Origin of the sequence: Collimonas fungivorans Ter331 (assembly GCF_000221045.1) — a bacterium.
In the GTDB taxonomy this organism is placed as follows: Bacteria; Pseudomonadota; Gammaproteobacteria; order Burkholderiales; family Burkholderiaceae_D; genus Collimonas; species Collimonas fungivorans_A.
Genome location: NC_015856.1, coordinates 4,188,181 through 4,201,838 on the forward strand (window position 1 = coordinate 4,188,181; position 13,658 = coordinate 4,201,838).

Below are 13,658 nucleotides of genomic sequence, written 5' to 3' on the forward strand. Positions count from 1 at the left end.
CTCCCTACATCGTTTCTGCCGCAACAGCCGGACAATCGATTTCTCGAAATCCACCTGTCAATACCCAACACCATCGTGATGAACCAACAGCAATCCATCCTCGTCCTCGACGACAATCCGGCCCAGCGCATGGCGATGCTGCTGCAGCTCGGCATGCTGGGCTACCACAACACCTGCGAAGCCGCCAACGGCGCCGCCGCGCTGGCCCAGATCGACCGCCTCGAGCAGCTCGACGTCGTCATCTGCGATATCCGCATGTCGCAGATGGACGGCATCGAATTCCTGCGGCGCCTGGCTGCGCACCGCCTGCGGCCGGCGATCCTGATCTGCAGCGCAGTCGAAGAAAGCCTGCGCCGCTCGGTGCTGTTCCTGGCCGCGCAGTCGGGCTTGCCGGTGCTGGGCGATATCGGCAAGCCGATACCCACGCCCCTGCTCGGCAAACTGCTGCAGCGCCAGCCGCCCGCAGTGTCTCCCGCAGCCCTGCAACCGACGGAGCTGCACGACGCCCTCGGCGGCCATGTATTCCTGGGCGACTTCAGCGCCTATTACCAGCCACAGTACGCCTTGCACACGCTGGACATGACCGGTTTCGAGATCCAGTGCCGCTGGCAGCATCCGCTGCACGGCCTGCTGTCGCCCGCGCTGTTCATGCCGCAGCTCAGTGCCGACCAGCGCTACACCGTCAACCGGCACATCACCGAACAGGGCTTGCGCTTCATCTCCACCCTGCAGCGGCGCGACCTGACGCTGAACGTCTCGGTGCCGCTGGCGGATGTGCAGCTGCAGTCGGCCGGCCTGCCCGATATGGTGCAGGACTACCTGGAACGCTACCGTCTGTCGCCGGCTTCCTTGTCGCTGGAAGTCAACGCTGCCGATTTCGCCGAGGCGCCGCTGGTGACCATGGAAAACCTGGTGCGCCTGCGCCTTACCGGCTGCCACTTGACGCTGCAGGCCGATCCAGCCAACCTGCCGTCCCTGCAACGCCTGCATGAGCTGCCTTTCGACCAGCTCAAGCTGGATGCGCGGCATACCCGGCCAAGCCGCGATCACGAAGACTGCCGCGCTGCCATGACCGCCGCGATTGCCAGCGCAGCGTCGCTGGGGATCCAGGTCATCATCGACGGCGTCCATAACTGGCAGGAAAACCAGGTGCTGCTGCACCTGGGATGCCAGCTGGGCAGCGGCGACTGGTATGCCGAAGCCATGGACGAGCAGGCGTTTTCGCAATGGATACAGCCTGCCCTGCGCCAGCGCCTGGGCTGAACTGCCGCAGCTTTCTTCAGTTTGCCGGGCCGTGCACGCCCGACAGCTGAGACTCCAGCTGCCGGATATTGCGCTGCAGCTGGTCCAGCTGGATCTGGTATGCCCGCCGTTCGATTTCCGAAGCCCTGGCCTGGCTCTGCGCCGCCTGCCGCCCTTGCTGGATGCGCGCCTGCTCGCTCTGCATGATCTGCATGTCCGTATTCAAGGCCGCCAGGCGCGCTTCGCTTTCCAGCTTCGAGCGTTCCAGCGCCTGGCTCTGCGCATTCAGGACCTGCAGCCGGATTTCTTCGCCGGCCCAGTCGGCGCTGCGCTGCGACAATTGCGCGTAGCTGCGTTCGGCCAGCGCCAGGTTGTCGAAGCGCAGCACGCGCCACAAGCTTTTCTGGTTCAGCAACGCCACGTAAAACACAGGGGCGTTGTCGGCCATCAGCAGCGTTGTGCCGTATTCGCCGCTGTAGCTGGTGCGCAATTCCCGCACCGACTTGTTGCTCAATCTCTGCTTCAGCTCCGCCAGCGAGCCGGGGCTGGCGCCAGGAACGCCACTGGCAGGCGCCATGGCTGGCATCGCGCCTGCCGCCAGGGCGGCGCCGCTTAACGGCGCCAGCCCGAGCAGGGCAAGGCCGATAATCTTGTGCATGGAAAACTTCATCGCTGGCCTGGATCGCATTCTTATCTCCGGAAATCAGTTGATACAACTATTCGTTTTTGCATAGATGCATTTCGTTCATTACCCGTAGGGTGGGCACCTGTGCCCACGCGGATGTGACGCACACCGCGTGGGCAAGAAAACCTTGCCCACCCTACGCCGCACCCTGAGCCATCACCTATCATTTAGGCTGCGGTCCGCGCAGCCAGCTGGCCAGCTGGCCAGCGCCGGTATATTCCTGCAAGATCGACTGGTAGCCGTCGAAACGGCTGGCGATCTCGCTGACCCGGTTGTTGTAGTGGTCGCTCTCGGCCGACAGCACGTCGAGCAAAGTGCGTTTGCCAAGGTGGTACCACTGCTCGAAGAAGGCCTTGCGCACGCCGTCGGTTTCGCCGGTCAGGTTGTGATACAGGTCGGCGCGCTGCAGCGACGTCCTGGCATTCTGGTCGGCGTTGCGCACCTTATATTCCAGGTCCAGCAGCTGCTGGCCTTTCTTTTCGCGGCTGGCGGCGGCGCGCTGCGAAGCTGCTGCCTGCTGCGCGCGTCCCGAACCGCCGCGGAAGGCGGCCCAGTTGATCGACAGCATGGTCTGCACCGGCTGCTCGCGGCCCAGCGTATCGCGCGCCGTGCTCTTGTTGACCACCCAGTTCAGGGCCGGCTTGGAAGAAGCCTTGATGGCGTCGACATTGAGGTCGGCGGCATCGGCTTCGGCTTCGGCCTGCTTGATCGACGGATGGTCGTTGATGGTCGCCAGCATGGCAGGCAGGTCAGCGGGCTGCAGCGGCCACACGCGGCCCGGCAGCGCCGGGATAGGCGCATCGCCGATCAGCTTGCGGATGTTCAGTTCGAATTCCTGCACCTTGGCCGCCACGCTGTCGCGGTTCGATTCCGCCTGCAGCAAGGCGCGCCTTGGCCTGGGTCAGTTCGCTCCCGCGGCCGCGGTCGACCTCGACGATTTCCTTGAGCATGCTGACCAGCATGCCCATGCGTTCCACGTATTGCTGGCTGATGTCGACGGTCAGGCGGTTTTTCGCCAGTTCGGTCAGGTTGCTGGCCACCGTGAACGCCGAATTCTCAAGCTCCGCCTCGTAGCGCTGGCGCGTAGCCACGGCCAGCTGTTCGCGGCTGGCGATGGTTTTCTTGTTCTGGCCCCAGTCGAATACCGTGGTAGTCAGGCTCAGGTTGACGCCAGCGCTGCTGTTATCGTTGTTGGCGCTGCCGCCGCCAAGCGCGACTGCCTTGGAATTGGTGCCGACATTCAATTGCGGCCAGCGCTGTCCCTTGGTCTCGTCGACGTCGGCCAGCGCGGCTTCGTATTCTGCATAAGCCTGGCGCACCAGCGGGCTGTTCTGCGCCGCCTGTTCGACTGCGCGGTACATCACCTGGCGCAAGCCGGCTTCGTTCATGGTCGGCACCAGTTTTTCATTGTCGGTATCGCCAGCAGCCGTCAGCCATTGCGCAAAGCGCGAGCTGGCTGCATCGGCGACCTTGGTCTGCGTCGCATTCAAGGGTTTGACCGGCATAGGTTTGCCTGTCACGGCAACCGGACTTGCGCTTGCAGTATGCATCGTGAGATCTTCGTCGTTGCCTGACGCCAGGCGCGACGGCATCGTCAGGTTGAGCGGCGCACGGCCAGCCGGCTTCGACGGCGCAGGCACCATTTGGGCTGCTTTCGTTGCCAGAGCCAGCGTCGCGGCTTCAGCCTGCTCGTCCAATGCAGCTTGCTTCGCCATTTCAGCTTGCTTTACTGTTTCAGCGTGCTTTGCCTGCTTCGCCAATTCGGCTTGCTTTGCCATTTCGGCTTGCTTTGCCATTTCAGCTTGCTTTGCCATTTCAGCTTGCTTCGCCAATTCAGCTTGCTTCGCCAATTCAGCTTGCTTCGCCATTTCAGCTTGCTTTGCCAATTCAGCTTGCTTTGCCAATTCAGCTTGCTTTGCCAATTCAGCTTGCTTCGCCAATTCAGCTTGCTTCGCCAATTCAGCTTGCTTCGCCAATTCAGCTTGCTTCGCCATTTCAGCTTGCTTCGCCAATTCAGCTTGCTTCGCCATTTCAGCTTGCTTCGCCATTTCAGCTTGCTTCGCCATTTCAGCTTGCTTCGCCATTTCAGCTTGCTTCGCCATTTCGGCCTGCTTTGCCATTTCGGCTTGCTTTGCTGCTTGAGCATCCCTCGCCGCCTGGGCTTTCTGGGCTGCTTGGGCTGCCTTGATAGATGCTGCCGACGGCGGGGCGGCCGGGATCAGCGTCACGAAAGACGGCGCTGGTGGCGTTTCAGGCACCGGTGGAGAAATCGACGGTGTTGCTACTACCGGTGTAGCGACCTGCCGTGCCGGCGCCGGAGCGGCCGCCACGGTCGGGGCTGGCGGTGTAACCGGTGCGGGCAGCGGCACTGGCTTGTTTTTACTCAATGCAGCACGAGCGAAACTCTTTTCCGGCGGCGCGCTGGCGGGAATCAGGGTCACCAGCGTCGGCGCTCCAGGTGCCGGAGACGGCGCTGCCGGCGCCATGACTGCCGGCGCGGCGGCTGGCCGTACCGGCAACGGCAGGGCCGAAACATTTTCAGCCATGCGCATCGGTTCCAGCGGCGCAGGTTTTTTCTGCGCCGTCACCGCGACGGTGCGGGCTGGCGCTGGAGCGGCAACATGGACCTGCGGCGCAGGCGCAGCAGCAACCGGCTGGCTGGCGCGCAGGACGGGCGCCGGAGCGGCCGCTGCAACGGGCTGGGGCGCGGCGACGACAGGCGTCGCCACCTGCACTTCGCTGGCCCACTCCAGCAGCGGACGCTGTATCGTCAGCTGCTGCGCATGCAAGGGCTCCAGGCCGGCGACCGCACTCAGGCAGCCGCCAATCGCCAGGCAAATTGGACGGAGTTTCATGATCTCACCTCTCCCGGAAGGCTTCACGCGCCTTGAACACCGGTTTCAGCAGGTAATCCAGGATGGTTTTCTCGCCAGTGCGGATTTCCATCGTGGCCGTCATGCCGGGAATGATCGGCAAGCGCTTGCCGCCTGCCTCCAGGTAGCTGCTGTCGGTCAGCACCTGCACCCGGTAATAGGTGGCATCGCGGCCGGCCGCGGCCTTGGCGTCGTCCGTCAGCGTATCGGGGCTGATCAGTTCCACGGTGCCCTTGAGGCCGCCGTACACGCCGTATTCATAGGCCGAGACTTTCACGGTGGCGGGCAGGCCCGGCCGCAGGAAGGCGACGTCGGCCGGCTTGATCTTGCCTTCGACCAGAAGCTGGTCTTCCAGCGGCACGATTTCCATGATGTGCTCGCCCGGCTGGATCACGCCGCCTATGGTATTGACCTTGATGTTCTTGATAGTGCCGCGCACCGGCGCCAGCACCGTGGTGCGCTCGACGATATCGGCGCGCCCGACCAGGTTCTCTGTGGTCTGCGACAGTTCCTGTTCCAGCTTGCTCAGCTCGGAATTGGCGTCGGCCTGGTACTTGTTGCGCCGTTCCACCATCTGCGATTTCAGTTCGTTGGCCTGGCGCCGCATGCGCAGGATTTCCACTTCCGACACCAGGCCCTTGGCTGCCAACGGCTCGGCCAGGCCGATTTCCCTGGCGCTCAGGTTGTAGCTGTTCTGCAGCGACGACAAACTGTCGTCCAAGGCGTGGCGACGGGCGTTATAGGCCAGCGTTTCCTGCTGCACCACGGCCGGATCTTTCTTGACGATGTCCGGGAACGCCAGCGGTTGCTGGTAAGCCTCGGCGCGCAAACGGGCGATCGAGCCTTCCAGGCCGATCTGCTTGGAGAGCGCTTCGCGATAGCTGGCCTGGGCCCGGGTCGGATCGATCTTGAGCAGGATCTGCCCCTTCTCGACGATGCCGCCTTCGCGCACGTCCATCGCCGCCAGGATGCCGCCTTCCAGGCTCTGGATCACCTGTTCGCGGCTCTTGGAAATGATCTTGGCTTCGCCCTGGGTGATCTCCTCGACCTTGGCGAATTTCGCCCAGGTCAGGCCCACTACCATGACTACCGCGATCAGGTACAGGACGGCTTTCGAACCCGGCGTAGTCTGGGTCAGCAGCGATTCCCGCAGATCGTTCATGAACGCCGCGTCGCCCGGCTGCAGCTGGGCAGCATCGGGCTTGCTTCGTCGAATCCATTGCATCCATTTCATAACTACACCTTTTGTCCAAATATTCCGTTAATTGATTGCGCGGCAGCCGCCGCTTTTTCTTGTTCGTCCAATGCCTCGTAGGGTGGGCACAACATGCCCACGCGGAAATTTTCTATATATCCATTTCGTGAGCACGAGAGACGGCGCTCCGGTTATCGTGGTCACGCGGCCAGCGGCGTCTTTTCTTCTGCGCTCTTGGCTGCAGCACTGTTGCCGCTGAGGGCTGCCATGATTTTCTGTTTCGGTCCGTCGGCGACCACCTTGCCATCGTCGACCACCACGATGCGTTCGATCATCGACAGCAGCGACGGACGATGGGTCACGATCACCACGGTATGGCCCTCGGTAGCGCGCGCCAGATGCTGCATGAAGATCGCTTCGGTCTGGGTATCCATGGCGCTGGTCGGTTCGTCCAACAGGATCAGCTGCGGATTGACCAGCAGGCAGCGCGCCAGCGCCACCAGCTGCCGCTGGCCGCCCGACAGGCCCTCGCCCATTTCACCGATCGGCAGGTTGATGCCCATCGGATGCTTGCTGGCGACGGCGTCGAGGCCGGTCAGGCGCAGCACGTTCAGGAATTCTTCGGCCGGCGCGTCGGGACGGCCGATCATGATGTTTTCACGCAGGGTGCCGTAGAACAGGCGTGCTTCCTGGCCGACGTAACCGACCGCCTTGCGCCAGTCGGCCGGATCGATCTGCGCCACGTCCAGGCCGTCGGTGAACATCTGGCCGCCGACCGGCATGTAGAGTCGCGCCATCATGCGCAGCAGCGTCGATTTGCCGCTACCGATACGGCCCAGGATGGCGACCCGCTCGCCGGCCTTGATCGACAGGTTGATTTTCTTGAGCACCTGCGGATTCGGCTTCATCGGCGGCGCCGGGTAAGCGAAGCTGACATCTTTCAGCGTCAGCTGGCCGTTCAGCGGCGGCTTGGCCAGGTATTCCATTTTCGGATCGCGGTCGATCGGCATCGCCATCAGGCGGTTCAGCGACTGCAGGGCAGCCTTGGCCTGCTGGAAACGCACGGCCAGGCCGGCCACCTGGTTCAGCGGCGCCACGGCGCGGCCGGCCAGCATCACGGTGCCGATCAGCGCGCCCTGGGTCAGGGTGCCGTCGCCGATCAGGTAGACGCCGAAGACGATCAGCACCACGGTCTGCACCTGCTGCAGGGAAGTCATCACGTTCATCGCCAGGCTGGAAATCATGCGCGATTTCATGCTAGTGGCCGACTGGGCAGCGCTGAAGGTTTCCCAGCGGCGCTGCATGTAACCTTCGCCGCCGACCGATTTCAGGGTTTCCAGGCCCTCTACCGATTCAATCAGAACGCCCTGCTTGAGCGAGGATTCGCGCAGGTTCTCGCGCATGGTGCGGGCCAGCGGCCACTGCACGAAAATGCTGATGCCGATGATCAGCGGGATCAGCGTCAGGGGTACGAAACCGAGCCAGCCGCCGACCGAAAAGATGACAGCGACAAACAGCAATACAAACGGCAGGTCGGAAATCGCCGACAAGGTGGCCGACGTGGCGAAATCGCGCACCGATTCGAATTCGCGCAACTGGTTGGCGAACGAACCGGAAGAAGCCGGCTTGTGCTCCATCTGCACCGACAGCGCCTGGCGGAACAGCATGGTGCCCATCACCAGGTCGGCTTTCTTGCCGGCCATGTCGAGCAAGTGCGCTCGCACATAACGCGATACCGCTTCGAAAATCATGGCGATGACAACGCCGATGGCGAGCGACCACAAGGTGGCGTAAGCCTGGTTCGGCACCACACGGTCATACACATTCATGGTAAAGAAGATGCTGGCCAGTCCCAGCACATTGATCAGCAGCGCGCCGAGGGCGGCGCTGTAGTAGTAACGGCGGTAGCGCCACAGCGTGGTGAACAGCCAGTGGCCTTCGCTGCGCGCGGTTTCTTCGCCGGCGCGGGCATCGATCTTGGCTTGCGGCTTGACCAGGATGGCGTGGCCGGCATACCACTCATTGAGCTCTTCCTGGTTGACTTCGACGATCTCGTTGCTGACTTCAGGCATCACTATCTGATAGATGGGCTTGCGCTCTTCGTTCAGGCGGCGGCCAGTCAGGATCACCGCGCCGCGGTCCTGGCGCAGCAGGATCAGCGGCATCAGGTGCGGCGACAGCTCTTGCACGCGGCGCTTCACCAAGCCGCCGCTGAGGCCGGCATTGGTCAGCGCGGTCAAGGCCAGCGCCGGCTCCAGCAGGCGGCCCTTGGGCAGGCCGGCGCACATGGCTTCGGCGCTGCGGCCGACGCCGTAGTAATCGCAGATCAGCATGGTGCATGCCAGCATGGTGTCGACCACGCTGGTCGTCACCGGAATATCAGCTTGCTCGACGGGCGCTGCAGGAGTTGTTTCTGTTGACATGATGGGTTGTACTTTTCAAGGTAACTTTTATTTATCCGGACCGGCCTGATGCACACAAAGCTGTCCAGCCGAAAGAATCCATTTGCGAGCGCCGATCCGGCATATCAGCTGCGGAGGAACACCTCAGCGCTTTCAAGCCCGGTCGCCGGAAAAACCTTACGTGATTGCGGCGTCTCGACACAGAGCGGATTTTAGAGGGGGGATGACGTTAGGTCTGTAGGGGGCGGCGGGCGCCGTTGGGGAAAATATCCGTCATGTATGTAGGAAAAATCTGATGCCAGGAAATATGGCTGACGGGCATGGTCTGGCGTATGTCACATGCGTTGCCGTCGCCCATTCAAGCGCCCCGTAGGGTGGGCACCCCGTGCCCACGCGGTACCGCCGGCATTCGTATCACGGACGTCGTGTCCCGGAACTCCGCGTGGGCACAGGTGCCCACCCTACGAAAGGCATGCCGAGGACATTCGCATCCCGGCGCGCCCACATGGACACCGGCGCCCATGGTAGGGTGGGCACCTGTGCCCACGCTGTACTGACGGCCATTTAAGCCGGCTGGTTCTCGGCGCCGTATTGTTGCAGCCAATCGAGGCCCTGCGCTGCTGGCTGGTAAGCGCTGTAGGCCTGGCCGCCAAGCGCGTCTGCGGCATGCGCCCAGTCGCTGCTGTCGGCCAGCAGGTCTTCCAGGACTAGCGTAGCGCCGGCATGGTCATGGCTCGTTGTGGTATCGGCGGCGAACAGATCCTTGGCGCCCGGCTCCAGCACGTCGCCGAGTGCCAGAGTCAACGGACTGCCGCCCGCCTCCGCCACTGCAGGCGCCTGCAGGCCATGGAACAGCGCGCTCAGATCGAACACCTGGCTGGCGCTATCCAGTTTCAGGACGCTGCTGTCGTCGGCGCCTTCGACCTGCATCTGGCCATCGTCCGGTAGCGAGAATGCGGCATATTCCGACACTGCGCTCGGGTGCGCGAGATCATCCGCAGACGCACCGGCTGCCGACAGCATCGCCGAGAGAGCGTCGAAATCAGCCGCAAAACCATGGCCTTGCAGCGCCTCCGGCACCAGGCCGGCATTGAAACCATCGGCTGTCGCAAGGGAGGCATTGTCGGCCTGCGGTTCCGCCTGTTCGGCCACCACTATCGTCAGATTCGACGCCACCGTCTGGTTGCCTGCGGCGTCGGCCGCCATGGCGGTGAGCTGGTGCGCACCTTCACCCAGCTGCGGCGAGGCGCCCCAGTTGCCGTCGGCGTCGGCCTGCACGGTATCGACCAGCGCGCCGTTGTCGTACAGGGACACCCTGGCGCCCGGCTCGACCTTGCCGCCCAGGGTTGAGCCGGTGTCCGCGGGGTCGCTGGCCGACGGCTCGGCCGGCACAGGTTCCGGCATCGACTGGACCGGCGCCGCGACAGCGCCGAGGCTGTCGCGGCCGGCAAACAGCTGCCCGCCAGTCTCGCTGACCGTAATCTCATGTGCGCTGTCGACGATGGGGGCAATCTTGTGCACGCCTTCCGGGTGCGGGATTTCATGGATGAAGTCCCACGTGTGTTGCTCGTCAGCTATCGCCGGCGTGGCGTGGTGGCCGCTGTCGGCCGCCGGCTCCGTCCTGATCGCCACTTCGATTTCGTGGTGCAGCGCCGACCAGCTCTCCTCCTTTCCGTGGTTGTTGGCTGCCACGCCCGGTTTCTTTTCCGTGTTGTCAGCAGCGCCGCCGAGCGCCAGGTGGCCGACCCCGCTGTCGCCGGCTTCATGGTGCTCGCCCTCGCCCAGCATGGCCCCGGCCGTGCTCAGCACACCATGGTTGAACTGGCCCAGGCCGTGGCGGCCGGCTGCATGGCCCTGCCCTTGCGCCTGCCTCTGGCCTTGCGCCTGCGCCGCACCCAGGGCATCGCCCATCATGCCGCTGTCGTAATCGCTTCTGGCGTCGACAGCCGTGTATTCATGGTGGGCGCCGGCGTCAGCCTCGCCCGCCGGCCGCGCATGCGCGCTGTCCGGGCTCAGGGCGGCAAACACCGCATCTTCCAGAGAGGCGTGCGGATCGTTGCCGGCGAGTGATGTGTCTGCGTTCATTGCCCTGTCCATTCCTTAGGTAAGCCGATAAGGCTGCTGCCTGGCCGGGATATCCGGGCGCACGGCAGCCGCTTGTGGCGCGATCCCTTGCTGGCGAAACACGTTCTTCGCTCACCATAGATCGATATACAGGAGATTTTAGAGAGGGGATGAGGTGCGGTCTGTAGGGAGTGGCGTCCGTCGGCCGAGGATAAATCCGACATGATTGTAGGAAAAATTCTCTTGAACGAATGGACATCCAGGTATGCCTCTAGCATCAGGGCAAGTCCGCCGGGCCACAAGTCGGATCGGCACACTGTGACGCGAAAGTACTCCTGAAATCCGTGGGCAAGATTCCTTGCCAGCGCTAGCGGTCAGCTTTATGGGAAGCAGAAGCTATGCTGGCAAACAGCGTTACACCAGATGCACTTCGAGGCGTTTTCCAAGCGCTGCCGCATATTTGCGTAATGTATTGATGCTAGGAGAGTGCTTACCCGAAGCTAATGAACTTTCCAGGCGCGCCACGGCTGGCGCCTTGGTTCCCATACGTTCGGCAATCTGTGCCTGGGTGAGTCCAGCCGCTTTGCGTGCCGCTAAAATTTCGTCAAGAATGGCAAACTCCTCGCGATTCAAGCGTTCGTATTCAGCCTGGACAACGGGATTCTGCAGCATCCGAGCCTGCATTTCTTCATGCGTCATGGTCGGGGGAATACGTTTAGCGCTCATTTTTAACTTCCCTCATGCGAATTTCTGCAATCCGTTTTTCCTTAAAAGGAATTTTTTGTGTCTTCTTGACGAAACTGTGCAGCATGACAATCTGCTTCCCGACCATCGTGCAATAAAAAACACGGGCAATGCCTTCCGCGCCCTTCAAGCGTAACTCAAGCAAGCCATTGCCAAGCACCTTGGTATGAGGCTCCCCCAAATGAGGGCCGTAAATCTTCATTCTGGCGGTCAAGCTGAGATAGCGTGCCTGCAGCGTTGCCGGCAAGGACATAATGTCTGCCTGGATCTGTTGGCTATAGTAACTAACCTGATATTCGATAATAACATATTTGTTACAATTTGACGTGTATTTCTGTAACCTCATGACTACACAAATACTTATCTCGTGGCACCACTCCGACCTCGCATGACGGATTCGGAGAACGACACAGCGTGTTACGCGGTTTTGTTCTTTTTAGGATGAAGCATGTACTCCGTAGGCCGCTAAGTGGGGTCGGAGTGAAGTTTCTGCAAAAAGCACTGCGAAAGTTCACTCCGACCCCAGTTAGCTGCGTTTGTTGAGCGCAACGAAAAACCGGGGTTGGGCGTTGCCGTTCTATGAATTTCTCGATAGTGGTCACGTTGCCCTTTCGTGTATACCTTGACTCGCCCGTTCTGTATGCCGTTGATTGAGAACGTCGATACGTCTTCCGGCCTGTTCCGCCAGCATGCCGGCGGCGGCCATCGTCAGGCGCGTCAGGCATTCGGTATCGGCGGCATTGAGCGTCGGCGGGCTGGCGGGATCGCCTTCCTCGCGTGCCTGGTTGCTGGCATGGATCAGGCCCAGGCAGGTTTGCATGCCTTGCGCCATGTCCAGTGTGTGCGCCAGGAATTGCATCGCGGCGTCGACGCGTAGTTCTTCAGCCAGCCATGAGAATGGCTGGTGATCGGCTTTGATTGAGGGGTGGGGAAATTGTGCAGACGTGTCGAGGCTAGCCATGATGAGCTCCATAATTGCGGTTAAGCCGGCTCTCGCTGCTAAACGGGAGGACGGCAGATGGCGGGGTTAGCAGACCGGTGCAAAAAGGAAAACCGGCAGCCCGAAGGCTCCCTACCATTGCCGTCCATTGAGACGTACAAAGGTTACACACAAAAAAACCGCACGGCGCGGTTTTTTGTGCGCTTTTTGCATTCCAGGCTGCTAAACCTGATCCCCATTTTTTTCAGGGACAACCAACCATAAACGCGATTCTTTCCTTCGACAATACGCATTTGACCTAAACAGTTCGCGTAGGGTGGGCACCTGTGCCCACACGGACGTGACAAGATACAAAGCTCCGTTACACGAATATCCACGGCACCGCGTGGGCAAAAAAACCTTGCCCACCCTACCAAGCTGTCAGCGGAAGAAGAAGCTTGCCGCGCGATCAGGCCACGGCGCATTTTTCGTCATTTTTCCTGGCAATCATCGAACTTACTATAGCCAGTCCGATCAACGCAGCGCCGGCCAGGCCAGTGACGACAGCAGGAACGTGGTAGCTGACATTGACAAACATGATGGCGCCCAGCACGCCGATGGCCCAGAAGGCGCCGTGCTCAAGGTATTTGTATTCGACCAGAGTGTTCTTGCGCAGCAGCACCAGGGTCATGCTGCGGATGTAAGCCGCGCCCACGCCCAGGCCGAGGGCGATCACGACAATATTGTTGGACAAGGCAAAAGCGCCGATCACGCCATCGAAGCTGAACGAGGCATCGAGCACTTCCAGGTACAGGAAACCGGCGGCGCCTTCGCGCACCACGCGGTCGCCGCTGCCGTCGCCCAGCAGGCTGCCGATGCCGTGGGCAACCACGAAACCGATCACGCCGGCGATACCGGCCAGCAGGAAAGCCACCTGCTCCGCAGCCGCCACCTGGTAAGACGCCAGCACCACCACGCCCAGGGTCAGCGCGACATCGATGGCGGCGACGCGGCCCAGCCATGCCAGCGGCGCTTCCAGCCAGCCCAGCCAGTGCGCCTCCTTGTCCCGGTCCAGCATGAACTGGAAGAACACCATCAGCAAGAATGCGCCGCCGAAAGCGGCGACCTGGTGATGCGCCGATTGCAGGATAGCCGCGTATTGGGCAGGCGATTCCAGCGCCAGGGTGAGCGCCGACCAGAAATCCATATTGGCCAGGATCGCCACGATCAGCAGGGGAAAGATGAAGCGCATGCCGAACACGGCCACCGGCAGGCCGTAGGTCATGAAACGGTCCTGCCATTTTTTCGACCAGTTTTTCAGTACCGAGGCGTTGACCACGGCATTGTCCAGCGACAGCGAAATTTCCAGCACCAGCAGGATGGCGACGATCAGCATGTCTTCCACGCCGCCCATCAGGTAAGCGATCAGCAAGGCCAGCAAGGTCAGGGACAGCGGGATTTTGAAATTTTGCAGCAGCATAGGATTTCTTTCACAAGGAGACAGGACGCATGCGTCATCGTCGCGGCAGTCGCT

11 protein-coding genes are annotated in these 13,658 nt (G+C 61.7%); 1 reads left to right on the forward strand and 10 read right to left on the reverse strand.

From position 1 onward, the window contains the following. The first annotated feature begins 78 nt into the window (after window positions 1-78). Entirely contained in the window at window positions 79-1,263 is a 1,185-nt protein-coding gene (locus tag CFU_RS18665; RefSeq protein WP_041742391.1) for an EAL domain-containing protein, read from the forward strand. 16 nt (window positions 1,264-1,279) lie between these two features. Here the strand turns inward: CFU_RS18665 and CFU_RS18670 are convergent, their stop codons facing one another. From CFU_RS18670 to CFU_RS18710, 10 genes are all read right to left on the reverse strand, one after another. After that, on the reverse strand, window positions 1,280-1,900 hold the full coding sequence (locus tag CFU_RS18670; protein WP_238531341.1) for a DUF2968 domain-containing protein: 621 nt from the start codon (window positions 1,898-1,900) through the stop codon (window positions 1,280-1,282). A gap of 190 nt (window positions 1,901-2,090) precedes the next feature. Then, complete coding sequence (locus CFU_RS25240) at window positions 2,091-2,666, reverse strand: TolC family protein (protein ID WP_274377034.1); 576 nt, start codon at window positions 2,664-2,666, stop codon at window positions 2,091-2,093. Window positions 2,667-2,676: 10 nt separating this feature from the next. Then, the gene (locus tag CFU_RS25395; RefSeq protein WP_050808648.1) at window positions 2,677-4,782 is read right to left on the reverse strand and encodes a TolC family protein; all 2,106 of its coding nucleotides are present in this window, start codon (window positions 4,780-4,782) and stop codon (window positions 2,677-2,679) included. A 4-nt stretch (window positions 4,783-4,786) separates the two neighbouring features. Continuing rightward, the gene (locus CFU_RS18680; RefSeq protein WP_014007569.1) at window positions 4,787-6,034 is read right to left on the reverse strand and encodes an HlyD family type I secretion periplasmic adaptor subunit; all 1,248 of its coding nucleotides are present in this window, start codon (window positions 6,032-6,034) and stop codon (window positions 4,787-4,789) included. A 161-nt stretch (window positions 6,035-6,195) separates the two neighbouring features. Next, a complete protein-coding gene (locus CFU_RS18685; protein WP_014007570.1) occupies window positions 6,196-8,418 on the reverse strand; it encodes a type I secretion system permease/ATPase in 2,223 nt (740 codons plus the stop codon). A 543-nt stretch (window positions 8,419-8,961) separates the two neighbouring features. Next, on the reverse strand, window positions 8,962-10,482 hold the full coding sequence (locus CFU_RS18690) for an Ig-like domain-containing protein (protein ID WP_041742394.1): 1,521 nt from the start codon (window positions 10,480-10,482) through the stop codon (window positions 8,962-8,964). Between the two features lie 393 nt (window positions 10,483-10,875). Beyond that, window positions 10,876-11,187 (reverse strand): helix-turn-helix domain-containing protein, encoded by a 312-nt coding sequence (locus tag CFU_RS18695; protein WP_081466507.1) that lies wholly within the window; start codon window positions 11,185-11,187, stop codon window positions 10,876-10,878. Further along, a complete protein-coding gene (locus CFU_RS18700; protein ID WP_238531342.1) occupies window positions 11,177-11,458 on the reverse strand; it encodes a type II toxin-antitoxin system RelE/ParE family toxin in 282 nt (93 codons plus the stop codon). The genes CFU_RS18695 and CFU_RS18700 overlap by 11 nt, the downstream gene beginning before the upstream one ends. A 345-nt stretch (window positions 11,459-11,803) precedes the next feature. After that, window positions 11,804-12,166 carry a hypothetical protein gene (locus CFU_RS18705; protein ID WP_148264885.1) on the reverse strand — a complete coding sequence of 121 codons (363 nt, stop codon included), beginning with the start codon at window positions 12,164-12,166 and terminating at the stop codon, window positions 11,804-11,806. Between the two features lie 427 nt (window positions 12,167-12,593). Then, entirely contained in the window at window positions 12,594-13,601 is a 1,008-nt protein-coding gene (locus CFU_RS18710; RefSeq protein WP_041743679.1) for a DUF475 domain-containing protein, read from the reverse strand. Window positions 13,602-13,658 lie beyond the last annotated feature (57 nt).

Excerpts from the sequence above, each read along its gene's own strand:
- CFU_RS18700 (WP_238531342.1), bottom strand. The coding sequence starts at position 11,458 with ATGTCCTTGCCGGCAACGCTGCAGGCACGCTATCTCAGCTTGACCGCC.
- CFU_RS18690 (WP_041742394.1), bottom strand. The coding sequence starts at position 10,482 with ATGAACGCAGACACATCACTCGCCGGCAACGATCCGCACGCCTCTCTG.
- CFU_RS18670 (WP_238531341.1), bottom strand. The coding sequence starts at position 1,900 with ATGCACAAGATTATCGGCCTTGCCCTGCTCGGGCTGGCGCCGTTAAGC.
- CFU_RS18705 (WP_148264885.1), bottom strand. The coding sequence starts at position 12,166 with ATGGCTAGCCTCGACACGTCTGCACAATTTCCCCACCCCTCAATCAAA.
- CFU_RS18665 (WP_041742391.1), top strand. The coding sequence starts at position 79 with ATGAACCAACAGCAATCCATCCTCGTCCTCGACGACAATCCGGCCCAG.
- CFU_RS18695 (WP_081466507.1), bottom strand. The coding sequence starts at position 11,187 with ATGAGCGCTAAACGTATTCCCCCGACCATGACGCATGAAGAAATGCAG.
- CFU_RS25240 (WP_274377034.1), bottom strand. The coding sequence starts at position 2,666 with ATGCTGGCGACCATCAACGACCATCCGTCGATCAAGCAGGCCGAAGCC.
- CFU_RS18680 (WP_014007569.1), bottom strand. The coding sequence starts at position 6,034 with ATGAAATGGATGCAATGGATTCGACGAAGCAAGCCCGATGCTGCCCAG.
- CFU_RS18685 (WP_014007570.1), bottom strand. The coding sequence starts at position 8,418 with ATGTCAACAGAAACAACTCCTGCAGCGCCCGTCGAGCAAGCTGATATT.
- CFU_RS25395 (WP_050808648.1), bottom strand. The coding sequence starts at position 4,782 with ATGAAACTCCGTCCAATTTGCCTGGCGATTGGCGGCTGCCTGAGTGCG.